The organism is Actinophytocola glycyrrhizae, from assembly GCF_042653545.1.
Classification (GTDB): Bacteria; Actinomycetota; Actinomycetes; order Mycobacteriales; family Pseudonocardiaceae; genus Actinophytocola; species Actinophytocola glycyrrhizae.
The window spans coordinates 486037-510748 of record NZ_JBHSIS010000010.1; the positions used below are offsets into that span (position 1 = coordinate 486037).

Genomic DNA, 24712 nt, shown 5'->3' on the forward strand with positions numbered 1-24712 from the left:
GCGGGACCCTAGCGTGGACGCATGTCCTTGAGGTCGCGTGTGCTGGTGGCGGGCGTGCTGGGTGGCGTCCTGCTGACAGCGGGGTGCGCAACGTTCACGGACCAGCCGCCGCCGGAGAGCTGGCGGCCACAGGAGCAGCTCACCCCGCAGGGCGGGCCGGAACCGCAGGTCCCTGGCGAGGGGCAGCCCGACGTGCCCGGTGGCGGCGGTGGCGCCAGGCCGAGCGAGATCCCGCCGCCCGATGGCTGCACCGACTACAACCCGGCGGTCATCGGCACCTGCATGGACACGGTGAGCGCGGTCGCCGCGCTGCCCGGCGACGGCCGGGAGCCGACCGCGCTGGTCGGTGAGCGGCGCACCGGACGGATCCTGCGGGTCAAGCCCAACACCGAACCGCAGCTGGTGGCGACGGTGCCGGTGGACGGGAGCACCGACGGCGGCCTCACCGGGCTCGCCCTCTCCCCCACCTACGCAGAGGACCAGCTGATCTTCGCGTACGTGACGACCCCGACCGACAACCGCGTGGTCCGGATCGCGCCTGGTGACGTGCCCAAGCCGATCATCACCGGCATCCCGCGCGGCGCGACCAACAACCGGGGCGCGCTCGCGCTCGACCGCCAGGGCGCGTTGCTGCTGGCCACGGGTGACGCGGGCAACGTGAACCTGACCGGCGACCTGAACTCGCTCGCGGGCAAGGTGCTGCGGTTCGACGCCACCGGCCGGCCCGCCGAGGGCAACCCGACGCCGGGGTCGATGGTGGTGGCGAGCGGTCTGCGGGCCCCTGGCGGGCTGTGCGCGCCGTTCGACGGTTCCGGCACGTGGGTGACGGACCGGGCCGCCACGCAGGACGTGCTGTACAAGCTGGAGCCCGGCAAGCCGCTGTCGGTGCCGGCGTGGACCTGGCCGGACCGGCCCGGTGTCGCCGGGTGCGCGGCGACCGGGACCGGGGTGCTGGTCGTGATGTCGACGGCGGGCAACGCGCAGCTGCTGCCGCTCGCGCCGGACGGGTCGTTCGCAGGCAAGCCGCAGATCTCGTTCGAGGAGGACAAGGGTTTCGGCAGGCTCGGCGGGATGGACGCCGTGAACGAGCAAGTGTCGGTGGTGGGCACGGTCAACAAGGAGGGCGGCGCCCCGGTGTCGAGCGACGACCGCGCGGTCGTGGTCGTGCCGCCGGACGGCGGCGGGGGCGGCGGCCCGGACTGACGCCGGGACCGGTCCGGGCCTGTGTGGTGGGGACAGCCGCACCCGTTCTGTGTGCGCTCCGTGTGGCGGGGTTCCCTAGCCTGCTCCCGCTGGGGTGATCACCGCGATGCGAGGGGTGTCGCGTTCGTGCTCACCTGACCCCGCTCAGTGTGCCGAGAGCGAGGGGCCCGGCACCCTGGTGAGGTTCATGAGCAACGCCGTGAGGGCGCGCGCGTTGCTGTCGCGGGGGTCGGCCGTCAGGTCGGCCTCCGCACGCGCCTTCTCCGCGGCGTCCGGTTCGCCGACGGCGTCGTGCGCGGCGGCCAGCAGCCGCAGCGTGATCGCCGTGGAGGACGCCGAACCCATCTCGCGGTACGCGGCGACACACGCACGCAGCTCCGCCACCGCCTCGCCGGCGCGGCCGTCGCCGACCCAGCCCGCCGCGATCGCCCTCCTGCTGGACAGCACCCTCGGCGCCTCGTTGATCTCCTCCGCGATCGCGCGGCACTCCGCGAACGCCGCCAGCGCACCGGCCCGTTCCCCACGCCCCGCCTGGACCGCGCCCAGCGTGCGCAGTGCCCGCGCCAGCGCACGGCGGGCCGTCGTGCCCCGCAGCAGCGCCACCGCTTCCCGCGCCGCGGTCGCTGCCCGGTCCAGCTCCCCGGTCAGCGCGAGGCTCCACGACAGGCTCTGCAACGCGCCCGCCACGGCCCTCGGCTCGGCCGACCGCCGGGCCACCGCGAGCGCCTCCGTGTCCACCCGGACCGACTCGGCGGGACGCCCCAGCCGGTTCAGCGCCGCCGACCGCGCCGCCGCGACCGCCTCCTCCGTGGACAGTGCCGCCGCGCGGTCGGTCAGCCCGAGGGCCTCCTCCGGCATCCCGAGACCGGTGAGGCAGTCGGCGAGGTTGGTCAGCACCCACGCGAGCGCGTGCCGGTCGGCCCCGAGCCGGTCGGCGCACCAGCGGTACTTCTCCACCGCGTCGGCGTAGCGGCCCCGCACGTGCAGCACGCGCGCGTGCACGGCCTCCGCCCACACCTCGACCCGCTCGTCGCCTGCCGCGCGGCCCGCCTCGGCGAGCGCCGACGCGCAGGCCCGCAGGTCGGCGTAGGACCCCTGCGGCCACAGGTACCGCGCGAGCCGCTCGAAGATCCGCGCCGCGCGCCGGTGCATGCCGATGCCGGTCAGCAGCCCGATGCCCGCCACCAGCGACGTGCGTTCGATCGCGAACCAGCCGACCGGGTCGGCCGCGTAGCGGACCAGGCTCTCCTCCGGCAACTGCGGTGCGGGCACCGGCTCGTCGACCGCCAGCGCCGGGAACACCCTCGGCAGGTCCTGGCCCAGCCGGTCCGCCAGCGCGAGGATCGCGTCCAGCAGCCGCGCCGCCGCGCGGTCGCACCCGGCGGCGCCGTCGTCGGCGAGCAGCCGTTCACGGGCGAACGTCAGCACCAGGTCGTGGATCTCGTAGCGCGGCTCACCGCACGCGTCGTCGGCCGCGGGCTGCAGCAGGCTCGACTCGACCAGCTCGTCGACGGCGTCCTCCCCCGCCACCCCGTCCTGCAGCACGGTGATCGCCCACGCGGGCACGTTGGTGGTAGCGGCCGCGCCGATCAGCCGGAACGTGGCCCGCGCCGGTTCGGTCAGCGCCGCGTAGCTCAGCGCGAGACCGGCGCGGACCTGCAGGTCGCTGACGGACAGCTCGTCGAGGCGGCGGCGTTCGTCCTCGAGGCGGTCGGCGAGCGTGCTGAGCCGCAGCTGCGGCCGCAGCGCGAGGCGGGTGCCCGCGATGCGCAGCGCCAGCGGCAGGTTGCCGCACGCGGCGGCGATGCGGCGCGCGCCGTCCTGGTCGGCGGGCACGCGCGGGCCCGCGATCGTGGCGAGCAGGTCGAGCGCCTCCGCGTCGGTGAGCGAGCCGACCGTCACCCGGTGCGCGTTGAGGAGACCGCTCAGCCTGCGCCTGCTGGTGACCAGCACCGCGGTGCTGGGGGTGCCGGGCAGCAGCGGGCGGACCTGGCCGGGGTCGGCGGCGTCGTCGAGCACGAGCAGCACGCGGCGGTCGGCGAGACGGCTGCGCAGGACCGCGGCCTTGGCGTGCACGTCGTCGGGGATGCCGGGGCCGGTCACGCCGAGGCTGCGCAGCAGGTCGGTGAGCACGTCGTCGACCGGGCGGGGCGCGGTGGCGCCCGCGAGGTGGGCGTAGAGCTGGCCGTCGGGGAACGCGGGCCGCAGGCGGTGCGCGACGCGGACGGCGAGCGCGCTCTTGCCGACCCCCGGTTCGCCGGTCAGCACGACCGGCAGCCCGTCGGGTCCGGTGAGCAGCGCGGTCAGCTCGTCCACGGCGTGGTCGCGGCCGGTGAACACGCGGAGGTCGGCGGGCAGCTGCCGGATCGGCCACTCGTCGGCGGGATCGTCGGCGGGATCGTCATCGCCACGCAGGATCTCCGCGTGCACCGCCCGCAGTTCGGCACCGGGTTCGAGCCCGGTCTCCTCGACGAGCGTGGCGCGGGCGGTGCGGTACGCGGCGAGCGCGTCGGCCTGCCGCCCGGACCGCCGCAACGCCCGCATGAGCTGCCCGACGAGCCGTTCCCGCAACGGGTGCTCCGCCACCGCGGCCTGCAGCTCACCGAGCAGCGCGGCGTGGCGGCCCACCGCCAGCTCCGCGGCCACCCAGTCCTCGAAGACGGTCAGCCGCTCGATCTCCAGCCGCGCCACCTCCGCGTCGAGCGCGGGCAGCGCGAGGTCGGCGAGCGGGCGGTCCCGCCACTGGGCCAGCGCGCGCCGCAGGTGCCCCGCGGCGGTCTCGGCGTCACCGGCCGCGAGCGCGGCCCGCCCGGACTCGCCTGCCGTGCGGAACGTGAGCAGGTCAAGGTCCGCGTCGTCGACGCGCAGCCGGTAGCCGGGACCGGCGTGGTCGATGAGCGTGTCACCGAGCCGGTCCCGGAGCCGGGACACATAGGTGTGCAGGTTCGACGCGTAGGACTTCGGCGGGACCCCCGGCCACAGCGCGTCGACGAGCCGGTCCGTCGGCACGCGTTCGTTCGCGTTGAACAACAGCATCGCGAGCAGCGCCCGCTGCCGTTGCCCGCGCAGGCGCAGCCACCGGCCGTCGTGGCCGGTGACCTGCAGCGGACCGAGGACGCCGAACCTGGCCGTCATGGCAGGAACGGCGGGCGCTACTTGCAGCGCTCCAGGATCAGCTCACGCACGCGCTTCGCGTCGGCCTGGCCCTTCGTGGCCTTCATGACCGCGCCGACGATCGCGCCCGCCGCGGCGACCTTGCCGCCGCGGATCTTGTCCGCCACGTCCGGCTGCGCGGCCAGTGCCTCGTCGACCGCGGCGTACAGGGAGCTGTCGTCGGACACGACCGCGAGGCCGCGCTTCTCGACGATCTCGTCCGGCTCGCCCGCACCGGCCAGCACACCGGTGATGACCTCGCGGGCCAGCTTGTTCGTCAGCTTGCCCTCGGCCACGAGCGCCGAGACCCGCGCCACCTGCGCGGGCGTGATCGGCAGCGCCGCCAGCTCGATGCCGCGCGCGTTCGCCTCCTGCGCGAGGAAGCTCACCCACCAGGCACGGGCCTCGGCCGGCGACGCGCCCGCGTCGACGGTCGCCGCGATCAGGTCCACCGCGCCCGCGTTGACCAGGTCACGCAGCTCCAGGTCGGTCAGCTGCCAGTCGGCCTGGATGCGCCTGCGGCGCTCCCACGGCATCTCCGGCAGCGTCGCCCGCAGCTTCTCCACCCACTCCGCCGACGGCGCGATCGGCACCAGGTCGGGCTCCGGGAAGTACCGGTAGTCCTCCGAGGTCTCCTTGCGGCGGCCCGCGGACGTCGTGCCGGTGTCCTCCTGGAAGTGGCGCGTCTCCTGCAGGATCGACCCGCCCTCGACCAGGATCGCGGCCTGGCGCGTCATCTCGTACCGCACCGCGCGCTCGACACTGCGCAGCGAGTTGACGTTCTTGGTCTCGGTGCGGGTGCCGAACTCCTTGGCGTCCTTGGCCATCAGCGACACGTTCGCGTCACAGCGCAGCGACCCCTGGTCCATGCGCACGTCCGACACGCCAAGCGCCCGCAGCAGGTCACGCAGCGCCGTCACGTACGCGCGCGCCACCTCCGGCGCCCGCGCACCCGTGCCCTCGATCGGCTTGGTGACGATCTCGATCAGCGGCACACCCGCGCGGTTGTAGTCCAGCAGCGAGTGGTCGGCGCCGTGGATGCGGCCGGTGGCGCCACCGACGTGCAGCGACTTGCCGGTGTCCTCCTCCATGTGCGCGCGCTCGATGCCGACGTCGATGACCGTGCCGTCGTCCAGCGTGATCGCGAGCGAGCCGTCGAACGCGATCGGCTCGTCGTACTGCGAGGTCTGGAAGTTCTTCGGCATGTCCGGGTAGAAGTAGTTCTTCCGCGCGAAGCGGCACCACGGCGCGATCTCGCAGTTCAGCGCGAGACCGATGCGGATGGCCGACTCGACGGCGGCCCCGTTCACCACCGGCAGCGAGCCGGGCATGCCGAGGCAGGTCGGGCACACCTGCGTGTTGGGTTCCGCGCCGAACGCGGTCGGGCAGCCGCAGAACATCTTGGTGTGCGTGTTCAGCTCGACGTGCACCTCGAGGCCGAGCACCGGGTCGAAGCGCTCGATGACCTCGTCGTAGTCGAGGACGGTCGCGACGGTCATCATGCCTCCAGCTCGGGGACGCGGTTGATCAGCTTGCCGCCCGACGCGGCGTCGCGGGCGGCCTCGTAGGCCGCCGCGACCCGGTACATGCGCTGCTCGGCCAGCGCGGGCGCCATCACCTGCAGACCGACCGGCAGACCGTCCTCGTCGGACAGTCCGGCCGGGACACTCATGGCGGGCGTGCCCGCCATGTTCGCCGGGATGGTGCACAGGTCGGCGAGGTACATGGCCATCGGGTCGTCCACGCGCTCGCCGATGCGGAACGCGGTGGTCGGCGTGGTCGGCGAGATCAGCACGTCGACGGTCTCGAACGCCTTCTCGAAGTCGCGCGTGATCAGCGTGCGGACCTTCTGCGCCTGGCCGTAGTAGGCGTCGTAGTAGCCGGACGACAGCGCGTAGGTGCCGATCATGATGCGCCGCTTGACCTCCGCGCCGAACCCGGCCTCACGGGTGAGCGCCATGACCTGCTCGGCGCTGTTCGCGCTGTCGTCGCCGACCCGCAGGCCGTAGCGCATCGCGTCGAACCGGGCGAGGTTCGACGACGCCTCGCTCGGCGCGATCAGGTAGTACGCGGGCAGCGCGTAGTCGAAGTTCGGGCAGGACACCTCGACGACCTCCGCGCCGAGCCCCTTGAGCGCCTCGACCGCGGCCAGGAACGCGGCGGTGACCCCGGCCTGGTAGCCCTCGCCCTGGAACTCCTTGACGATGCCGATCCGCACACCGGACAGGTCGCCGTTGGCGCCCTCGCGGGCGGCGGCGACGACCGACGGGACGGGCGCGTCGATGGACGTCGAGTCGAGCGGGTCGTGCCCGCCGATCACCTCGTGCAGCAGCGCCGCGTCGAGCACGGTCCGTGCGCAGGGGCCGCCCTGGTCCAGCGAGGAGGAGAACGCGACGAGGCCGTACCGGGAGACGCCGCCGTAGGTGGGCTTGACGCCGACCGTGCCGGTGACCGACGCGGGCTGGCGGATCGAGCCGCCGGTGTCGGTGCCGATGGCGAGCGGTGCCTCGAACGCGGCGAGGGAGGCGGACGAGCCGCCGCCGGAGCCGCCGGGGATGCGGTCGAGGTCCCACGGGTTGCGGGTGGGGCCGAACGCGGAGTTCTCGGTGGAGGAGCCCATGGCGAACTCGTCCATGTTGGTCTTGCCGAGGATCACCACACCGGCTTCGAGGAGCTTGCGGGTGACGGTCGCGTCGTACGGCGGCGACCAGCCCTCGAGGATCTTCGACCCGCAGGTCGTGGGCGCGCCCTCCATCGTGAAGACGTCCTTCAGCGCCAGCGGCACGCCGGCGAGCGGCGACGCGGGCTCCCGCCCGGCGGCCACGTCCTCGTCGACCGCGCGGGCCGCGGACAGCGCCCGCTCGGTGTCGACGTGCAGGAACGCGTTGACGGTCTTGTCGACCGCGGCGATCCGGTCCAGGTGCGCCCGCGTGACCTCGACCGAGGAGACCTCTTTCTTCTGGATCTTCTCGGCCAGCTCGGCGGCGGTCAGCTTCGTGAGGTCGCTCATGCCTCTTCCCCCAGAATCCTCGGCACCCGGAAACGTCCTTCCTCGGCGGCGGGTGCCCCGGCCAGCGCCTGCTGCTGTGTGAGGCCGGGCCGCACGAGGTCGGCACGGAACACGTTGGTGAGCGGCACGGCGTGCGAGGTGGGCGGGATGTCCTCGGCCGCCACCTCGCCGACACGCGCCACCGACTGGAGGATCACGTCCAGCTGGCCTGCGAACGTGTCCAGTTCGTCGTCGGTGACGGCCAGCCTGGCCAGGCGAGCGAGGTGAGCCACCTCGTCGCGGGAGATGTTGGGCACGGGACGAACTCCTGAGTAGTCGTCTTCGATGTGTGGAGCGAGTCTATTTGCGGGCTTGATGGGCACACGAACGGGTTATCGGGTGGCAAGCTGGTCACATGCACGCGCGTCCCGGGGTGTGGACGGCGGGCCCAGCGACATCTCGGCGTCTGCGACAATCGTCGGCCGGCACGAGATCGACACCTACGCAAGCGGGAGGCGTTCGCCTTGTCCTTCCTGATCCGGGTTCAGCTCCCGGACGTTCCGGGGGCGCTCGGGGCGGTCGCGACCGCTCTCGGAGCGATCGGGGCCGACATCCTGTCCGTGGACGTCGTGGAGCGGAACAACGGCTCGGCGATCGACGACCTGGTCGTCGAGCTGCCGAAGGGGCGCCTTCCGGACGTGCTGATCACCGCGGCTGAATCGGTCAACGACGTCGAGGTCGACGCTGTGCGACCGTATGCCGGCGTGCTGGACACGCACCGTGAGCTGGAGCTGGTCGAGGAGGTGGCGGCCCAGCCGGACGAGGGGCTGACCATCTTCACCGAGGGCGTGCCGCGGATCATCCGTGCGGGCTGGGCCATGGTCGTCGGCCCGGAGGCCGGCGCCGCGCGGACGCTCACCGCGTCCACGGCGGCACCCCAGCTCAAGACCCTCGACCTGCCGTTCCTGCCGCTGGGCCGCGCGACCGTGCTCGACGGCGAGGAGGCGTGGGTGCCGGAGACCTGGAAGGAACTGGGCACCGAACTGGCCGCGACCCCACTGGGCAAACCAGAACGAGTACTCCTGGTAGGCCGCCCAGGCGGCCCCCAGTTCCGAGCAGCAGAAGTAGCCCGCCTGGCCCACCTGGCAGGCATAGTCGCGGTAGTCCTCTCCGGCTAACCCCCACCCCCCACTCAACCCGCGAGTCCCCGGTTCAGAACCCGCGAGTCCCCGATTCAGAATCCGCGAGTCCCCGGTTCAGGACCCGCGAGTCCCCGGTTCAGGACCCGCGAGTTCCCCGTTCAGGACCCGCGAGTCCCCGGTTCAGGACCCGCGAGTCCCCGGTTCAGGACCCGCGAGTCCCCGGTTCAGGACCCGCGAGTTCCCCGTTCAGGACCCGCGAGTCGCCCGTTCGCGTCCAGCGCCGTTCAACCCGAAACGTCAACTCACGAGTTCCGAACGGGGAACTCGCGAGTTCCGAACGGGGGACTCGCGGGTTCCGAACGCGGGACTCGCGGGTTCCGAACGCGGGACTCGCGGCGGGGGTGGTGTGTGGGGTGGGTTAGCGCTGTGTGGTGAAGTGGTTTTTTTGGGTGGCGGTGATGAAGGTTTGCCACTCAAGCGGTGTGAACCGGAAGGTCGGGCCGGTTGCGTTCTTGGAGTCGCGGACTCCCACCGAGATCTCGGTTAGCCGGACCTCGACGCACCCCTCGTCGTTGCCCCCGCTGCGAGTGCTCTTGAACCAACCGGTGTCTCGCACCCGCTACTCCTTCGCGATGCCCTCAATCGCCCGGCGGGACTCGCTACGACTCAGCGACTGCTCCCAGATCCGGTAGAACGCTCGCAGCATACGGGAGGTGTCGGCCTCGTCGTCGTGATAGGCCGAAGGCCCGTGGGCGGCTGGCGAATAGCCGACCGGCGCGGCCCGATCCCCGAAACCGAAGATCCACAGTCCTCGGCCACGCGCCGGGTTGGGGTAGGCGTCGTTGGGCAGCACGCGAACGGTGAGATCCCGATGCGCGTCGAGGAGCGCCAGCAGGTGGCTCCGTTGCTCCTCCATGACTTCCGGCGAGCCAAGATTCGCGCGGAGCGCATCCTGTGTGACCACGAAACGGAAGATGCGCCGCTCGTCCGATTCGAGCAACCTCGTCTGCCGTTCGAGACGATAGGCCAGACGGTCATGCCCTTGCGAGTCGTTCTCGTCCCACCACACGCCTTCGCACTCGGCGAAGACCGCGCGCATGTAGCTCGGGGACTGGAGTAGGCCGGGGATGATGCCCGTCTCGAACCAGTTGATCTCCGAGGCGCTGGCTTCGAGGTCCGCGAAACGTTGGTAGGCATCGGGAAGGTGGTCCACGTGTACGCGGCGCTTCTGGCGGCGCCTCGCCTGGGCGCCCAGTTCGAGCACCGTCACGCGTTCGTCGCCGGTCACGCCGTAGCAGTCGAGCAGCTTGACCAGTTCCTCCTGGCTGACGGTCGCCGTCCCGTCCTCCAACTGCACGATCCGCGTCCGCGTCTTCTCCAGCAGGTCCGCCGCCACCTGCTGCGGCTTGCCCGCCTGGTCCCGCAACCTGCGCAGCGTCAACCCCAGCTGCCTGCGCTCGAACGTCGGACGCGCCACGCCCACGACGACCTCCCCTGATTCACCCGATCGCGACTTGCGTCGGCATTACTGTCACCCTATCTTCGGTCTTGGGTGACAGTAATGCCAACTCTAGGGAGGTGCCACTCGTGGCGCTGTACAAGCAGTCCGGCGTGTCGGTGGAGTCGTGGGTCGAGATGACCGCGCGGGGCCCGATGCACTACGAAACCGACCGGCTCAACGACAAGGCGACGCTGTTCTTCGGTCAGGACGACGACTACGTGCTGGTCCTCAACCGCCAGAACCTCGCACAGGTGATCTCCTTGGGCGCCAAGGCGATCGCCGACCTGGAAACTACAGGTCCAGCCGATAGGTGACCAGCTCGACGCCGGGCACCGGGCTCCAGTCGGCCTCCGGCGTGCGGCGGAACCCCAGTCGCTCGTACAACCGGTGTGCCGCGACCATCTCCTGCGAACTGCTCAACGTGACGGCACGCAGCCCCAGCTCCTCGGCCCGTTCGACCACGCGCCGGGTCAGGGCCTCTCCCACTCCCCTCCCCCTGGCCGCCGGGGACACCGCCAGCATCCGGAACTCCAGCTCGTCCGGCGCCGCGACCTGTGCCCACGGCGAACCGGGCGGCGCGACGGTGACCGTGCCGAGCACGGCCCCCGTGTCGTCCACCGCCACCAGCAGCTCCGCCTCCTCCGCACGCGGGCGCGCGTCCGCGAGCTTGAGCGCGTACGGGCCCGAGGTCTCGTACCCGTCCGCGTGGTAGGCGTTGATCGTCAGCTCACCGACCGCACCCAGCTCGTCCTCGCGGACCGGGCGGATCGTCACCTCACTCATCCGTGCCGTCTCCCACCTGTGCCACTTCCCGCGCCGCGTCCGGGCCCTGTTCGAGCAGGACGCGGAAACCGTCCTCGTCCAGCACCGGGACCTTGAGCTGCACGGCCTTGTCGTGCTTGGACCCCGGCGCGTCGCCGACCACGACGAACGCCGTCTTCTTCGACACCGAACCAGACGCCTTGCCGCCGCGGGCCATGATCGCTTCCTTGGCCTCGTCACGGGAGAAGGTCTGCAGGCTGCCCGTCACCACGATCGACATGCCCTCCAGGTTGCGCACGATCGACTCGTCGCGCTCCTCCTCCATCCGCACACCGGAGCGCTGCCACTTCTCGACGATCTCGCGGCGCCAGTCGGTCGCGAACCACTCCCGCAGCGCGGTCACGATCGTCGGGCCGACCCCCTCGGCCTCCGCGAGCTCCTCTTCGGAGGCGTTCATGATGCGGGGCAGGGAACCGAACTCCAGCGCCAGCGCGCGGGCGGCGGTCGGGCCGACGTGCCGGATCGACAGCGCCACCAGGATCCGCCACAGCGGGCGTTCCTTGACGGTGTCCAGGTTCTGCAACAGCTTCTGGCCGTTGGCCGACAACGTGCCCGCCTTCGTGCGGAACAGCTCGACGGCCAGCAGCTTCTCCTCGTCGAGGTCGAACAGGTCGCCCTCGTCGGCCAGCACACCCGAGTCGACCAGCGCGGCGGCGGCCTCGTAGCCCAGGACCTCGATGTCGAGTGCCGAGCGGCCCGCGATGTAGGAGAGACGTTCCTTGCGCTGCCCTGGGCAGTACCGCGCGTTGGGGCAGCGGATGTCGGCGTCGCCCTCCTTCTCGTACGCCAGGGTGGTGCCGCAGGACGGGCACGTCGCGGGCATCTCGAACTCGTAGGCGTCGTCCGGGCGGGCGTCGGTCACCGGGCCGAGCACCTCGGGGATCACGTCACCGGCCTTGCGGATCACCACGCGGTCGCCGATCCACACGCCCTTGCGCCTGACCTCGCTCGCGTTGTGCAGCGTGGCCATCTCGACCGTGGAACCGGCGACCTTCACCGGCTCCATCACCGCGTACGGCGTGACCCGGCCGGTGCGGCCGACGTTGACCCTGATGTCGAGGAGCTTCGTGGTGGCCTCCTCCGGCGGGTACTTGTAGGCGATGGCCCAGCGCGGCGCCCGTGACGTGGCGCCGAGCCTGCGCTGCCTGGCGACCTCGTCGACCTTGATCACGATGCCGTCGATCTCGTGGTCGACGTCGTGGCGGTGCGCGCCCCAGTACTCGATGTGGGCGAACAGCTCGGCCCGGTCGGAGATCACCTTGGTGTGCGAGGAGACCGGCAGGCCCCACGCCGCGAGCGCCTGGTAGGCCTGCGACTGCCGCGCCGGTTCGAAGCCGTCGCGCTTGCCAAGGCCGTGGCAGATCAGCCTGAGCCTGCGGCTCGCGGTGACCTTGGGATCCTTCTGCCGCAACGAACCCGCCGCCGTGTTGCGCGGGTTGGCGAACGCGGGCTTGCCCGCCTCGACGAGCTTGGCGTTCAGCTCCGTGAAGTCCTCGACGCGGAAGTACACCTCACCGCGGACCTCGACGCGCCTGGGCACCGGGAACTCGTCGGTGCCGGTGAGCTGGACCGGCACGTCGTCGAGGGTGCGGATGTTGAGCGTGACGTCCTCACCGGTGCGGCCGTCGCCACGGGTCAGGCCGCGGACCAGGCGGCCGTTCTCGTAGAGCAGGTTGATGGCGAGGCCGTCGATCTTCAGCTCGCACAGGTACGAGGTCTCGCCAAGCTCCTTCTCGACCCGGTCCACCCACGCGCCCAGCTCGTCGGCGTCGAAGGTGTTGTCGAGACTGAGCATCCGCTCCAGGTGGTCGACGGCCCTGAACTCCGTGGAGAACGTGCCGCCCACCTGCTGACTCGGCGACTCCGGCGTGACCAGCCCCGGATGGGCCTCCTCGATGGCGAGCAGCTCGTGCCACAACGCGTCGAACTCACCGTCGGAGATGGTCGGCGAGTCGAGCACGTAGTAGCGGAAGCGGTGCCCGTCGATCTCCTCGGACAGCGCCCCGTGGCGCTCCCGCACCTCGGTCGGCACGTCCTCGACGCCTTCGGCCTTCACAGTCTCGTCTGCACTGGTCACAAGGGCAGACTAGTCGCGACGACCGACATTTTCGGGCCCGTCGAGGCCCCGCACGAGCGTCCGGAGTTCGAGTAACCCGATCGTGTCCGCCGGCTCGGTCGTCGCCGTCTCCACCCGCCGCAGCCGCCGTGCCGCGAGCCGCTCCCCCAGCGCCGCGTCGAGCGGGAGGTAGGTCATCGCCTCGCGGGCCGCCTGGTCGAGTGCGGCCATCTCCGGGTGGTAGACGGCCACGTCGACCACGTCCCCGTCGACTTGCGCGACCACGCGGACGTCCTTCAGCGGGACGCGGTGGGCGCCGAGGTTGACCGTGACCTGTGTCGGGTCCGGGACCGGCGGGACCGAGTCGTGATACTCCCAGATCGCGTCGTCGGCGGGGGCCGCCGCGCGCCAGGCGTCGGTGTAGGGACGCAGTCGCGGGTCCTCCTGCCCGCTCAGCACCAGCGCGTAGATCGCCTTCTGGCCGCGTTCGAGCGAGAAGTGCAGGTTGGGGTGCAGGTCCGCGACGAGGTCGCACAGCTGGTTCTCGACCCGCTGCGGCTCGCGGTCCCCCAGCGCGGCGGCGACCTCGGGCAGCAGCTCGTACCAGCCGCACCAGAACCGCTCCGCCAGCGTCTCCGGATCCGGCCGCTCGACGCGGGGCGTCTCCTTGCGGCGAAAGAACCTCACGGCTTCAACCCCTCCATCAGGACCGACAGCATCCGGTCCCTGCTCGCCTCGTCCGCGAACCTCGCGGCTGCCCCGATGCCGTGCGAGAGCCGCATCAGGTCCACGGGTTCCAGGTCGGGACGCACCGCGCCGACGGCCTGCGCGGGCTCCAGCAACGCCCATGCCGCGTCCCGCAGCTTCTGCTTGCAGTACAGGAAGGTCTCCGAGTCCTCGTCGATCACCGCCTTCAGCGCGAAGGCCAGACCGGACCGCTCGATGTGGAAGCGGATCAGCTCCCGGAACCACTCGCGGACGGCGTCCTCGGCGGACAGCTCCCCGGCCAGCGCGTACGCCTGCTCCGCGATCTCCTCGATCTCGCTGCGGTAGACGGCCTCGACGAGGACCTCCCTGGTCGGGAAGTGCCGGTAGAGGGTGCCCGCGCCGACTCCCGCGCGTTTGACGACGTCGTCCAGCGGCGCGGTCACGCCGTGCTCATGGAACACCTCGCGCGCGGTCGCCACGATCCGCTCGTAGTTGCGGCGTGCGTCGGCGCGCATCGGTGCCCGACCCTTCCATCCGGAGACTTTCTCCGGATAATCTTGCGCAGCCGGAGACGTTCTCCATATGCTAACGCGGTCCAAACGGAGACTATCTCCACTTAGGGGTGTTCCTTGACCGCTCACACCATGGCCCGGCCCGTCGCGGCCAGGCCGGGGATCGCGCTGGCACTGATCCTCACGTGCCAGCTCATGCTCATGCTCGACGTGACCGTGATGAACGTGGCGCTCCCCCGCATCCGCGCCGACCTCGGCTTCACGCCCGCCGGGCTGTCGTGGGTGATGAACGCGTACACGCTGGTGTTCGGCGGGTTGCTGCTGCTGGGCGGGCGGCTCGGCGACCTGTTCGGGCGGCGGCGCGTGTTCCTGATCGGGGTCGCGGTGTTCACCGTGGCCTCGCTCGCGGGCGGGCTCGCCGACTCGGCCGGGCTGCTGATCGCGGCCAGGATCGTCCAGGGACTCGGTGCCGCGGCCGCCGGTCCGAGCACGATCGCGTTGATCACCAGCACGTTCGCCGACCAGCGGGCACGGGTGCGGGCGCTGTCGTTGTTCTCCGCGATGGCGTCGTCCGGGTTCGCCGTGGGACTGATCCTCGGCGGCCTGCTGACCGAATGGCTGACGTGGCGGTCGGTCATGTTCATCAACGTGCCGTTCGGGGTGGTCGTGCTCGCGTTCGGCCGGCGGTACATCGCCGAACCCGGGCGGCAGCCCGCCCGGCTGGACCTGGCCGGCGCGGTGCTCGCCACGTCCGGCGTGGGAGCGCTGGTGTTCGGGTTCATCCGGGCCGCCGAGACCGGGTGGGACGCCGCGTCGGCGGTGTGGTCACTGGTGGCCGGTGGCGTGCTGGTGGTGGCGTTCGTGTGGTCGCAGACGCGGGTCGGGCACCCGATGCTGCCGCTGCGGCTGTTCGCCGACCGCAACCGGGCGGCCGGGTACACGAACTTCTTCCTCGGGCCGCTGTCGATGATGTCGGCGTTCTTCTTCCTGACGCAGTTCCTGCAGGAGGTGAGCGGGTACGGGGCACTGACGACCGGGTTCGCGTTCCTGCCGATGGCCGTGGGGATCTTCGCGCTGTCCAGGGCGGTGCCCCGGTTGCTGTCACAGCTGGGCCCGAAGCCGGTCGTCGTGACCGGCACACTGCTCATGTCGGCCGGCCTGTGGTGGGTGGCGCGACTGTCGACCGGTTCCGGCTACGTGCCGGGGGTGCTCGGGCCGATGATCCTGATGGGCGTGGGCAGCGGGCTCGCGTTCGCGCCGCTGAACGTGCTGATCATGGGGACCGTGCCGCCCGAGGACGCGGGGGCGGCCGGGGGCGCGCTGCAGACGATGCAGCAGATCGGGTCGACTCTGGGGCTGGCCGTGCTGGTGACCGTGGCCGGGTCGGCGGCACGTGGTCGCGCCGGGACGGACGCACTGGTCACGGGCATGACGGCGGCGTTCACCACGTCGGCGGTGATCGCGCTGCTGACGTGCGCGGTGGCGTTCACGTTCCGGCGGCAGTGACCCCTCCCCCTGCCACGACAAGGCGATCGGTGACTACCAGGACTCCGGTGGTTCCACGAACGCCTTGCCCAGGTCGCGGGTGAGTTCCAGCGCACGCCGGGCCCACGTCGCGGTGGCGCCCGCGAGGCCGCACGTCGGGGTCGGGACCGCGCGTTGCGCCAGCAGCGTGCGCGGGAAGCCCAGGCGGTCCACCAGTTCCAGCGCCGGGCGGGCGATGTCGTGCAATGCCGGCGGGCGGGCCGGTTCCGTGCTCGGGACCAGGCCGAGGAAGAACACGCAACCGTCGTCCCACGCCTCGCCCAGCTGGTCGGCGAAGACCGAGGGCATGCCGTCGAGCAGCGTCGCGTCCAGGGAGATCGCGTCGGCGCCCGCCTCGCGGAACAGGGCGACCGGTGGGCGCGGGGCGCAGCAGTGGACCACGACGGGCTGGTCCGTCGCCGTGCGGGCCGCGTCGAACAGCGCGCGGAGCGTCTCGCGGGCCTCCGGTTCCGCCACCGCAGGGACCATGCTCAGGCCGGACGGGCTCGGCAGCGCACCCGCCAGCACCGAGGGCAGCGACGGCTCGTCGAACTGGACGACCACGGCGGCGCCGGTGCGTTTGCGCACCTCCGCGACGTGCCGGGTCAGGCCCTCGGCAAGGGACTCGCGGAAGTCACGCAGTGCGCCCTGATCGGTCATGACGCGGTGGCCGCGGGGCAGCTCGACCTCCGAGGAGAGCGTCCACGGGCCCGCGAACTGCACCTTCACGAGCGCGGGCTTCGCGCTCGCCGCGACCTCCTCGAACGCGTCGAGGTCGCGGCGCAGGTGGTCGACGGCCGTGCGGTGGTCACCGCCGGGGCGGGCGGTCACCCGGTAACCCGACGGTACGACCTCGACCGCGACGTCGACCAGCAGCGCGGCGGTCCTGCCGACCATGTCCGCGCCGAGGCCGCGTTCCGGCAGCTCTGGCAGGTGTGGCAGGCCGGGCAGCTCGCCGACCACGACGGCAGCCGCCTCGGCCGGGTCGGTGCCCGGCATCGAACCTACGGCGGTGGCGGTGGCTTCGGGGAACGTCACCGGCACAGTCTGAACCATCGAACGTGGTCCAGACCTATGGACCCAATGGTCGGAACCCACTTACCGCGAGCGCACGCCTACTTCCAGCGACGTGAGTTCACCACGGTCATGCGCGGCTTCCACGGGTGGCGGCGAACAGCTGCACCGCGCCGATCCCGAGCACCGCCACCGACAGCGCGGTCAGCAGAACCGTGCCGAGCGTGGTCAGGTCGCCGATGCCCGCCACGACGACCAGCAGGCCGTCCACTCCGCACACCAGGTTGACGATGCCGACCGCGATCGCCGCGCGCCGGTCGATCACCGGGCGGAACCCGAGGTACAGCACGGCCGCGCCCCACACCACGAAGAACAGCCCGGCGCCCAGCAGCACACCGGCCGGGATGCCGACCGGCTCGGCGAGCACCCACGCCAGCGCGGTCACCAGGACGCCGCTGGGGAGGGTGGCGAACCCGTCGAGCAGGACGGCCTGGCGCAGGAGCTTCGGGGTGGCGGGAGCGGTGGTGGTCATGGTGGCCTCCGTGTTGGTCGTTGTTGACGCCACCGAAGGTCGCCCAGCGCGCACTGCCAGCACCACGCCAAGAGCTGCCAACTACTGCCAACCGCAGGTCACGGCGGTGAAACCGGTGCGCGCAGCTCGCCTGCGACGATCTTCGCGGCGGCCGCCTGCCAGTTGTGGAGCGTCCGTTCCGGCACCTGGTCGGCGAACCAGGCGAGGGCGCGGCGCGCCACCGGGTCCAGCTCGGTGACCTTCGTGCGCACGCTGTAGGGCCGGACGCCCACCACGTAGTAGAAGTAGAGGGCGTTGTAGTGCCGCCACTCGTCGGACGTGCCGAAGTCGCCGTCCGCGGGCTTGAGCCGGGTGATGGTCTCCAGCAGCAGCGCCTTCAGCTCGGTCGCGCGGGCCAGCGGCGCGTCCGGGACACCACGCGCGGCCAGCCGCTCGGTGACCACCGGCAACGCGGCGAGCGGGCTGGACGCGAGCTTGCCAAGGTCGCCGTAGTGGGACAGCGCACGGCGGGTGAGCCTGGTGAACTCGGCGTCGTCGACACCGAACAGCGGGGCCGGTGCGCGGCGCGGCAGCGCGGCGGCGACCTCGCGGAGCTCGGTGCGTTCCTGGCGCAGGTCGGGTGCGTCGCGGAACGCGAACCGGTCGGCGAGCGCGTTGATCGGCCTGGCCAGCACCTGCACGGTGACAGCGGCCGCGACCACGCCGTACAGCAGCAGGCCCAGCGACCGGTCGACGAGCAGCGACGCCAGCGCGACCTGGCTCCCGAACAGGACCGCGACCCCGCCCGCGACGAGCAGCGACCACACCATGTCGCGGCGGATCGCCTCCCCCTCGTCGAACGCGTCGAGCACCGCGACACAGCCGCCGAGCGCCAGCAGGTCGACGCCGATCGAGGCGAGCAGCAACGCCCTCGGCAGATCGTCGAGGAAGCCGAGCAGGACGAGCCCGGAGCCGAGCCCGAACAGCAGCAGCGCCGCGACGAGCACGCCGAACCCCGTGCCGAGGCGGGCGCGACGGCGCAGCAGCAGGGCGAGTGCCCAGAACAGCGGGAGGACCACGAGCCCGGCGAGCGGGCGGAAGACCGCGCTCGCCAGCGCGACCGCGCACGACGCGGGCAGCACGACGCGTAGCCACCGGCGGTCGGTCTCCGCCGGATCGGGCAGCAGGGACACCAGGACACCCGTCCACAGCACGGCGGGGAGACACAGCAGGACGGTGTGGACGCGGTCGTCGAGGAACGGCTGGTCGGCGGCCAGCGCCAGCCCGTAGGCGAGAAGGCCGAGGCCCGCGCGGCGCAGGGTGGGTTTGCGCGGGTCGCGTGCGAGCAGGTACAGGCCCAGCCACCAGGCGAACCCGAACGCCACGACCGTCAGCACGCCGCCACCCCTCACTCGATTACGGTGGGTTCATGCTGTCAGACCTGCCCGACGTGGCGGCCGCCGCGAGCCGCATCGCCCCCCACGCCCGACGGACCCCGCTGCTGCGGGCCGAAGTTGACGGGCGGCCGGTCGTGCTGAAGCTGGAGCACCTGCAGCTGACCGGGTCGTTCAAGGTGCGGGGTGCGCTGAACGCGTTGCTCGGCGCACCGTCCCGGCCCGACCGCGTGGTCACGGCGTCGGGCGGCAACCACGGGCTCGCGGTGGCGACCGCGGCCGCACTGCTCGACCTGCCCGCCACGGTCTACACCCCGGAGACGGTGCCCGCGGCGAAGGCCCGCCGGATCGAGGCCACGGGCGCGAAGCTGGTCCGGCACGGTGCCACGTACGCGGCGGCCGCCGAGGCGGCGATGGCGGTGCCGGAGGCGTTGTACGTGCCCGCCTACGAACACCCGCTGGTGATCGCCGGGCAGGGCACGTGCGCCGAGGAGGCCGTGGCCGACGCACCCGAGGTGGACACGCTGGTGGTCGCGGTCGGCGGCGGCGGGCTGGCGGCCGGGACCGTGCTCGGTGCGGGCGGGCGGCACGTGGTCGCGGTGGAACCGGAGGGCTGCCAGGCGCTGCACGACGCCCTCGACGCCGGGCGACCGGTGGACTCGCCGGTTGGCGGGGTCGCCGCTTCCGCGCTCGGCGCGTCCAGGGTTGGCACGCTGGCGTTCCCGATCCTGCGGTCGGCGACGTCGGTGCTGGTGTCCGACCGGGAGATCATCGCGGCGCGGGACCGGCTGTGGGAGGAGTTCCGGCTGGCCGTCGAGCCCGCGGGGGCGGTCCCGTTCGCGGCGTGGCTCGCGGGAGCGGTGCCCGGCGACCTCGCGTGCCTGATCCTGTGTGGAGCAAACACGGACTGGACACCTGACGACTAAGATTGTCCCGATCGTTGTCGAGGGGGATCTTCCATGTCGAATGTTCGGCTGTTGGACACGGCCGTGCCCGGAACCGTTGTGGTGGCGCGGTTCTCGCCGGTCCGGCCGGTGTTGTGGCTCGTCGTCTGCGTCGGGTTGATGGTTGCGATGGTCGCCGGGCTCCTCGCGGGCGGTGTCGCCGAGGACGGTGGTGCCGCGCTCGGTGCGCTCGGTGCGCTGTGGGTCGTCGCGCTCGCGTTCGTCCTGTGGCGCTGGGTGGTGCCGCGGCTGACGCGGATGTCACGCAGCCGGTGGGCGGCGTTCGCGGTCGACCCGTACGGGATCCACCTCGGCGCCGAGCCGGGCAAGGCACCGGCTTTCGTGCCGTGGCACCAGGTCGCGGCCGTCGTGCTGCGCGAGTGGCGCGTCGGCGAGGACCGCAAGCGCCGTCGCGCGGTCGGGATCGCGTTGCGGACGCAGGACATGGCGATCGGGGTGGTGCAGGGCTCGCCCCGCGACCTCGACGCCCAGGTGAGCGTGCTGCTGCCGATGAAGGACTGGCACATCGACGAGGGCGCCCTGCGGACCGCCGTGGCCTCGGTGGCACCGGGCGTACCCGCCTTCCGCCACGACCGCGGCTAGCACCCGGTGCCGGAGGCGGGCTGACCGGGCCGGTACGCCGATGGCCCACGAATCGGCATGACGAGTGCCGTGAATGGGCCGTTCAGGGCGTTGAGCGCCCTGAACGCGCCTTTCAGGACATCGCCACGCCTCAAGGCGGATCCCGGCGCGGGGCACTAGTACTGCTGCCACTCCGAGGTGGCCAGGCGCAGCACCTTCGGGTCGTCCAAGGTGGACGGGGACTCCGTACCGGCCGGGCGGCGGTCGACCGGGAAGATCGCGGCGGCGGACAGGTTCGCCTCGTCGAGGAAGCGGAGCGGGGCCGGGGGGTCGAGGCGCAGCGGTGGCTCGTCCCCCGGCTGGGCCAGGATGAAACCCCAGTCCCCGAAGGTCGGGACGTTCACGTGGTACGGGGTGGTGGCCAGGCCCGCCGCGCGGATCGTGGCGCCGATGCAGTCGTAGGTTCTCGGTGCGAAGTACGGCGAGCCCGCCTGCACGACCATCCTGCCGCCGGGAGCCAGGCGCTGGCGGGCCAGTGAGTAGAACTCCTCCGAGTACAGCTTCGCGGTGGCCGTCGAGTCCGGGTCGGGCATGTCGATGATAACGGCGTCGAACCGCGCCGTCGCGGCGCGGAGCCAGGTGAAGGCGTCCGCGGGCACCACCTGGACCCGGGGGTCTGTCAGCGAGTTCTGGTTGAGCGCGGCGATCGTGGGGTTCTCCCGGGCGAGCCGCAGTACCGACGGGTCCAGCTCGACCTCCACCACCTCGCGTACGTCCGGGTACCTCAGCACCTCACGCAGCGCCAGCCCGTCGCCGCCGCCGAGGATCAGTACGCGGTCGCGGTTGCCCGCCAGTACGGGGTGCACCAGCGCCTCGTGGTAGCGGTACTCGTCGAGTGAGCTGAACTGGAGATCCCCGTTGAGGAACAGCCGGGTGTCCTTCGGGCCCGCGACCACCGGGGACGACTCGGTCAGCACTATCTCCTGGTACTGCGTGGTTTCCGCGTACACGACCGGGTCCGCGTACAGCTCGTCGCGGGCGTAGCGGAGGAACGCGTCGCTCTGGGCGAACGCGAAACCCAGCACCGCGAGCACACCGGCCGTGCCCAGTGCCAGTGCGAGCCTGCGCCGTGCGGACACGGAGAACAGGAACATCGCGACGGCCGCGCCCGCGACCGCGTTCACCATGCCGACCAGCAGCGCGCCCCTGGTCTGTCCGAGGAACGGCAGCAGCAGGAACGGGAACGCGAGCCCGCCGATCAGCGCACCGATGTAGTCGGCGGCGAACAGGTCGGCGGTCGCGGAACCGGCGTCCTGCTTGCGGATCCGCTGCAGCAACGTCATCAGCAGCGGGATCTCTGCGCCGATCAGCCCGCCAACGACCAGCGCGATGCCGATCAGGGCCGGCCAGTACAGGTCCAGCCACGTGAACGCGGCGTGCAGGCCAAGTACGGACAGGCCGCCGAACAGCGCGAGCAGTGCCTCGATGACGACGAAGCTCAGCAGCGCCCTGCTCTGCAGCGGTTTCGCGGCCAGCGACCCGACGCCCATGGCGAACACCATGGTCGCGAGGACCACGGACGCCTGCGTGATCGAGTCGCCGAGCAGGTAGGACCCCTGCGCGACCAGAGCCAGCTCGTAGACGAGCCCGCACGCCGCGCAGACGAACGTGGCGAAAAGCAGTCCCGCGCGTGCGGCGCGGGTCCTGGTCTCGGTTTTCGTGACCACCTAGAAGATGGCGACGGCGACGATCGCCGACACCGCGAGGTGCGAGGCACCGTTGACGTACACCGCCGGGTGCGGCTCCCCCTGCACGAGCAGCGCACCGAGCTTCCCCGGCGTGAACGCGTCGATCACGATGAACGAGACACCCATGAGGACCAGGCCGAGGATGCCGTACGCGGCGGTCGACAACAGGCCCTCGGCCCAGTCGCCGTGGCTGGCGGCGATCGCGGTGGCCACGATGATGCCGACACCGATCAGGTTGGTGGCGAGCAGGATGGCCGCGTTCTTGTTGCGCTCCGTCCAGACCTGCTCACGCAGGTTGCCCGGGGTCAGCACGTCGACCAGCACGAAGCCGAGGGCCATCAGCACAAGGCCGACCAGACCGTAGGTGGCGGCGATGCCGACTTCACCAAAGACGTCGGAAACCATGTCGGGACTTACTCCTTATCCTTCTGACCAGGTGGTGCGACGTCCTCTTCGGACGGAGCGGGGCGGTCCGGGGTGGACTCGGCGGGGACGTCCTGCTCGACCGGCGGGTCCGTCTCCGGCGGTTCGTCGAGCTTCTCCCGCACCTGGGGCGCCGGGTCGGCGACGGGTTCGGGTTCGGGATCAGGGATCGGCACCGGCGCCGTGACCGGTTCCTGCACGGCGATCGGTGCGGTCGGGGGTTCGTACGGTGGCGGGGCGAGGTAGTCCGGCACGGTGTCCGGGACCACGTACGACTCGCGCTTGGGCGGACGGGTCCGGAACACCCACCACGCGAACACCCCGCCCGCGACGAGCAGGGCGAGGCCCCACAGCACCGCGCCGCCGCTCTCGCGCCAGAAGTCGGAACCGGGGTCGTCGGTCAGCGACGCGTCGGCCGGCGCGGTCCCCTGCGCCGGGGACGCCTCGATGGCCTCGCCCATGCCCTTGTCCGCGGCCAGCAGCGGCAACGCGGACACGGCGTTGCCGATCACGATGTCCGGGTCCTCCCCTGTGAGGGAGTCCCAGTCGAGACCGAGACCGTCCAGATCGGACTTGTCGGGGCCCCCGGCCGAGCTGTCCAGACTGTAGGACGCGGAGTCCTCCAACTCCGAGGACTCACTCGTGTAGGTGATGGACACGTCCAGCTCCACGTACTTCGAGCACGACGAGGTGTCCACGGGGATGCCCGCGCCTCGGTCGGAGCCCTCACTCGTGCTGGTGCCAGCGACCGGGTCGCTCACCCGCACGCTCCAGCCGTAGCAGACATCCTGCTTGGCCGTCGCCTCCTTGAGGGTGGCGGCCAGGTCGTCGGCGTCGGCCGGGTCGAAGATCACGTCAGCCGACGCGGTCGCGGGCGCCGCGAGCAACAGCAGCACCGCCAGCCCGGCCGGGACCCATGCCCTCACTTGCCGCCTCCCGGCCCGCCGCCGCGGAAGTTCTCGCCGGAGCCGCCGGTGCCCCACACCCCGCCGACGAACGGCAGCCAGTGCGCGTAGCCGCGGCGCTCGTCGTCGATGTAGATGCGGGACCCCGTGCCGTTCGCGGTGATGGCGACGATGTCGTCGGAGTAGCGCAGGAAGTAGCCGGACGGGTCGAGCCGCGTGTCGGCCGGTTTGCGGGCACCGCGGATCTGCTCGTACACCGCCTTGGGTTTGGCGGTCGAGGTGTACACGACGGAGTCACCGCTCGCGGACTGGCGGCGGAAGTTGTCGTCCAGATAGGACCGGACGCCGCCACCGCCGAAAATCGCGAACAGCAGCACGATCAGGCCGACGCCACCGATCGCGCCCGCGATGATCATCTTGGTACGAAAGGTCATCGGGGGGTCACCACGCTCTTCGTCCACACGAGTTCGCCCGCCTGCGGGTAGGCGTGCCAGGTCTGCCATGCCACACCGCCGTCGACGACGGCGGCCGACAACGCGGTCACCGCGAGCGGCGAACCGGGGAACTCCACCACGAGCGCGTCCGGGTCCGCCTCGCAGGCGGCGATCACCGAGGACACCTCCTCGGCGAAGTCGGCCGGATGCCCGCAGCGGGCCGCGAAGCGCACCACGTGGTCACCGACGACCTGCTCCTCGCTCGAGGGCAGCGCGCCGGGCCGGTCCGGAAGGCACGCCACGGTTTCCGACCAGTCGCCGAGCACCACCTGGTGTGACGCACCGAGTACGCGCAGTTCCACAGTGAACCCGCCCAGCGTCACCTTGTGGGTGCCCAGCGCCGGTAACGGTCGCAGCCCGTAGGCCAGGCTCAGGTCCGCGGCCCGCGAGTCCGCGAACCGGGTGTCGATGGTCTTCCTCACGTGCGATCACTGCCGGCCGGGTACACGCGGAGCGCGGGCAGCGCGATGGACTCGCCGAGCCCCGCCTCCCACTTGCCACCGTCGAACCGCTCGAAGGACAACGCCTTGCCGTCCGGGCCCTCGTAGTCGACGTACTCGACGGAGCCGCGTTCGGCCACGGTCGTGGTGCCCTCGGAGGTGTAGGTCGCGGTGCCGTCCTCCTCCTTGCGGTAGGTGACGCCACCGACCTCCATGGTCTTGCCGCCGGGCGCGGTGACCTCCTCGGTCTCCCGCCACAGCACCACTTCCAGGTCCGGGTCCTCCTCGACCGACACCCACATGCGGGCGCCGCGCGCGTCGTCGAGGAAGTGCTCCGACCAGGTGTAGCCGCCCTCGGTGAGCCGCAGCGAGCCACGCACGAAGTACAGCTGGTCGCCGTAGTCGATCATGTCGCCCGCGCGGACCGTGCGGATGTCGGTGACACCCTCGTGGTCGGCGAGCGGGTCGACCGGCTTGCCCGGCCGCTCGGCCACCGGGGCCCGGTTCTGGCGGGAGCGCAAGTACAGCACCACCCCGACACCCACGAGGGCGACCAGGATCAGCACCAGCAACAGCTCGGTCATGGCCGCGAGCATAGTGGGAGGAATCGGGCCGCCATGTTCGGTTCAGCGAAGATGCGGTCGAGT

25 protein-coding genes are annotated in these 24712 nt (G+C 71.8%); 6 read left to right on the top strand and 19 right to left on the bottom strand.

What is annotated here, in order from left to right; all coding sequences use genetic code 11:
* The first annotated feature begins 21 nt into the window (after window positions 1-21).
* A complete protein-coding gene (locus ACFPCV_RS24010; protein ID WP_378058543.1) occupies window positions 22-1203 on the top strand; it encodes a PQQ-dependent sugar dehydrogenase in 1182 nt (393 codons plus the stop codon).
* A 144-nt stretch (window positions 1204-1347) separates the two neighbouring features.
* Here the strand turns inward: ACFPCV_RS24010 and ACFPCV_RS24015 are convergent, their stop codons facing one another.
* Genes ACFPCV_RS24015 through gatC form a run of 4 tightly spaced genes read right to left on the bottom strand, consistent with a single transcriptional unit; the run spans window position 1348 to window position 7662 of the window.
* Window positions 1348-4338: an AfsR/SARP family transcriptional regulator gene (locus ACFPCV_RS24015; RefSeq protein ID WP_378058544.1), complete on the bottom strand. Its 2991-nt coding sequence runs from the start codon at window positions 4336-4338 to the stop codon at window positions 1348-1350.
* 17 nt (window positions 4339-4355) lie between these two features.
* Entirely contained in the window at window positions 4356-5858 is a 1503-nt protein-coding gene (gene gatB / locus ACFPCV_RS24020; RefSeq protein WP_378058545.1) for an Asp-tRNA(Asn)/Glu-tRNA(Gln) amidotransferase subunit GatB, read from the bottom strand.
* The gene (gene gatA, locus ACFPCV_RS24025; RefSeq protein ID WP_378058546.1) at window positions 5855-7366 is read right to left on the bottom strand and encodes an Asp-tRNA(Asn)/Glu-tRNA(Gln) amidotransferase subunit GatA; all 1512 of its coding nucleotides are present in this window, start codon (window positions 7364-7366) and stop codon (window positions 5855-5857) included. The genes gatB and gatA overlap by 4 nt, the downstream gene beginning before the upstream one ends.
* Window positions 7363-7662, bottom strand: a complete 300-nt coding sequence (gene gatC / locus ACFPCV_RS24030; protein WP_378058547.1) for an Asp-tRNA(Asn)/Glu-tRNA(Gln) amidotransferase subunit GatC — start codon at window positions 7660-7662, stop codon at window positions 7363-7365. Before gatC ends, gatA begins: the two co-directional genes overlap by 4 nt.
* A gap of 207 nt (window positions 7663-7869) precedes the next feature.
* Here gatC and ACFPCV_RS24035 point away from each other — a divergent pair, with 207 nt between their 5' ends.
* Entirely contained in the window at window positions 7870-8523 is a 654-nt protein-coding gene (locus tag ACFPCV_RS24035; RefSeq protein WP_378058548.1) for an ACT domain-containing protein, read from the top strand.
* Window positions 8524-8905: 382 nt separating this feature from the next.
* Here the strand turns inward: ACFPCV_RS24035 and ACFPCV_RS24040 are convergent, their stop codons facing one another.
* Together ACFPCV_RS24040 and ACFPCV_RS24045 are read right to left on the bottom strand one after the other, a co-directional pair.
* Entirely contained in the window at window positions 8906-9103 is a 198-nt protein-coding gene (locus tag ACFPCV_RS24040; RefSeq protein ID WP_378058549.1) for a DUF397 domain-containing protein, read from the bottom strand.
* A gap of 3 nt (window positions 9104-9106) precedes the next feature.
* Complete coding sequence (locus ACFPCV_RS24045) at window positions 9107-9970, bottom strand: helix-turn-helix domain-containing protein (RefSeq protein ID WP_378058550.1); 864 nt, start codon at window positions 9968-9970, stop codon at window positions 9107-9109.
* 104 nt (window positions 9971-10074) lie between these two features.
* On the opposite strand from ACFPCV_RS24045, the gene ACFPCV_RS24050 reads away from it, so the two are divergent.
* Entirely contained in the window at window positions 10075-10302 is a 228-nt protein-coding gene (locus ACFPCV_RS24050; RefSeq protein WP_378058551.1) for a hypothetical protein, read from the top strand.
* On the opposite strand, the gene ACFPCV_RS24055 is transcribed toward ACFPCV_RS24050, so the two are convergent.
* The 4 genes from ACFPCV_RS24055 to ACFPCV_RS24070 are packed head-to-tail and all read right to left on the bottom strand — an operon-like array spanning window position 10280 to window position 14089.
* Window positions 10280-10771 (bottom strand): GNAT family N-acetyltransferase, encoded by a 492-nt coding sequence (locus ACFPCV_RS24055; protein ID WP_378058552.1) that lies wholly within the window; start codon window positions 10769-10771, stop codon window positions 10280-10282. The two genes, ACFPCV_RS24050 and ACFPCV_RS24055, sit on opposite strands and share 23 nt — an antisense overlap.
* Window positions 10764-12887 carry an NAD-dependent DNA ligase LigA gene (gene ligA / locus ACFPCV_RS24060; RefSeq protein WP_378058553.1) on the bottom strand — a complete coding sequence of 708 codons (2124 nt, stop codon included), beginning with the start codon at window positions 12885-12887 and terminating at the stop codon, window positions 10764-10766. The genes ACFPCV_RS24055 and ligA overlap by 8 nt, the downstream gene beginning before the upstream one ends.
* A 9-nt stretch (window positions 12888-12896) precedes the next feature.
* Window positions 12897-13553 carry a hypothetical protein gene (locus tag ACFPCV_RS24065; RefSeq protein ID WP_378058554.1) on the bottom strand — a complete coding sequence of 219 codons (657 nt, stop codon included), beginning with the start codon at window positions 13551-13553 and terminating at the stop codon, window positions 12897-12899.
* On the bottom strand, window positions 13550-14089 hold the full coding sequence (locus tag ACFPCV_RS24070; protein ID WP_378058555.1) for a TetR/AcrR family transcriptional regulator: 540 nt from the start codon (window positions 14087-14089) through the stop codon (window positions 13550-13552). Before ACFPCV_RS24070 ends, ACFPCV_RS24065 begins: the two co-directional genes overlap by 4 nt.
* Before the next feature lie 114 nt (window positions 14090-14203).
* Here ACFPCV_RS24070 and ACFPCV_RS24075 point away from each other — a divergent pair, with 114 nt between their 5' ends.
* Window positions 14204-15592 (top strand): MFS transporter, encoded by a 1389-nt coding sequence (locus tag ACFPCV_RS24075; RefSeq protein ID WP_378058556.1) that lies wholly within the window; start codon window positions 14204-14206, stop codon window positions 15590-15592.
* A gap of 33 nt (window positions 15593-15625) precedes the next feature.
* Here ACFPCV_RS24075 and ACFPCV_RS24080 read toward each other — a convergent pair whose 3' ends face one another.
* From ACFPCV_RS24080 to ACFPCV_RS24090, 3 genes are all read right to left on the bottom strand, one after another.
* Window positions 15626-16666 (bottom strand): methionine synthase, encoded by a 1041-nt coding sequence (locus ACFPCV_RS24080; protein WP_378058557.1) that lies wholly within the window; start codon window positions 16664-16666, stop codon window positions 15626-15628.
* An 88-nt stretch (window positions 16667-16754) separates the two neighbouring features.
* Window positions 16755-17156 (bottom strand): hypothetical protein, encoded by a 402-nt coding sequence (locus tag ACFPCV_RS24085; protein ID WP_378058558.1) that lies wholly within the window; start codon window positions 17154-17156, stop codon window positions 16755-16757.
* Between the two features lie 98 nt (window positions 17157-17254).
* Window positions 17255-18532, bottom strand: coding sequence for a hypothetical protein (locus ACFPCV_RS24090; RefSeq protein ID WP_378058559.1), 1278 nt, complete (start codon window positions 18530-18532; stop codon window positions 17255-17257).
* 32 nt (window positions 18533-18564) lie between these two features.
* On the opposite strand from ACFPCV_RS24090, the gene ACFPCV_RS24095 reads away from it, so the two are divergent.
* Together ACFPCV_RS24095 and ACFPCV_RS24100 are read left to right on the top strand one after the other, a co-directional pair.
* Complete coding sequence (locus tag ACFPCV_RS24095; RefSeq protein ID WP_378058560.1) at window positions 18565-19455, top strand: serine/threonine dehydratase; 891 nt, start codon at window positions 18565-18567, stop codon at window positions 19453-19455.
* A 63-nt stretch (window positions 19456-19518) separates the two neighbouring features.
* Window positions 19519-20076 (top strand): hypothetical protein, encoded by a 558-nt coding sequence (locus ACFPCV_RS24100; RefSeq protein ID WP_378058561.1) that lies wholly within the window; start codon window positions 19519-19521, stop codon window positions 20074-20076.
* Between the two features lie 155 nt (window positions 20077-20231).
* On the opposite strand, the gene ACFPCV_RS24105 is transcribed toward ACFPCV_RS24100, so the two are convergent.
* From ACFPCV_RS24105 to ACFPCV_RS24130, 6 genes are read right to left on the bottom strand one after another with little or no spacing between them, the layout of a single operon-like run.
* Window positions 20232-21782 (bottom strand): polyamine aminopropyltransferase, encoded by a 1551-nt coding sequence (locus ACFPCV_RS24105; RefSeq protein ID WP_378058562.1) that lies wholly within the window; start codon window positions 21780-21782, stop codon window positions 20232-20234.
* Window positions 21783-22208 (bottom strand): DUF350 domain-containing protein, encoded by a 426-nt coding sequence (locus ACFPCV_RS24110; RefSeq protein ID WP_378058563.1) that lies wholly within the window; start codon window positions 22206-22208, stop codon window positions 21783-21785.
* 8 nt (window positions 22209-22216) lie between these two features.
* On the bottom strand, window positions 22217-23152 hold the full coding sequence (locus ACFPCV_RS24115) for a hypothetical protein (protein WP_378058564.1): 936 nt from the start codon (window positions 23150-23152) through the stop codon (window positions 22217-22219).
* Window positions 23149-23565, bottom strand: a complete 417-nt coding sequence (locus tag ACFPCV_RS24120) for a DUF4247 domain-containing protein (protein ID WP_378058565.1) — start codon at window positions 23563-23565, stop codon at window positions 23149-23151. The genes ACFPCV_RS24115 and ACFPCV_RS24120 overlap by 4 nt, the downstream gene beginning before the upstream one ends.
* Window positions 23562-24047 (bottom strand): DUF2617 family protein, encoded by a 486-nt coding sequence (locus ACFPCV_RS24125; protein ID WP_378058566.1) that lies wholly within the window; start codon window positions 24045-24047, stop codon window positions 23562-23564. Before ACFPCV_RS24125 ends, ACFPCV_RS24120 begins: the two co-directional genes overlap by 4 nt.
* A complete protein-coding gene (locus ACFPCV_RS24130) occupies window positions 24044-24649 on the bottom strand; it encodes a DUF4178 domain-containing protein (RefSeq protein WP_378058567.1) in 606 nt (201 codons plus the stop codon). Before ACFPCV_RS24130 ends, ACFPCV_RS24125 begins: the two co-directional genes overlap by 4 nt.
* Between the last annotated feature and the right edge of the window lie 63 nt (window positions 24650-24712).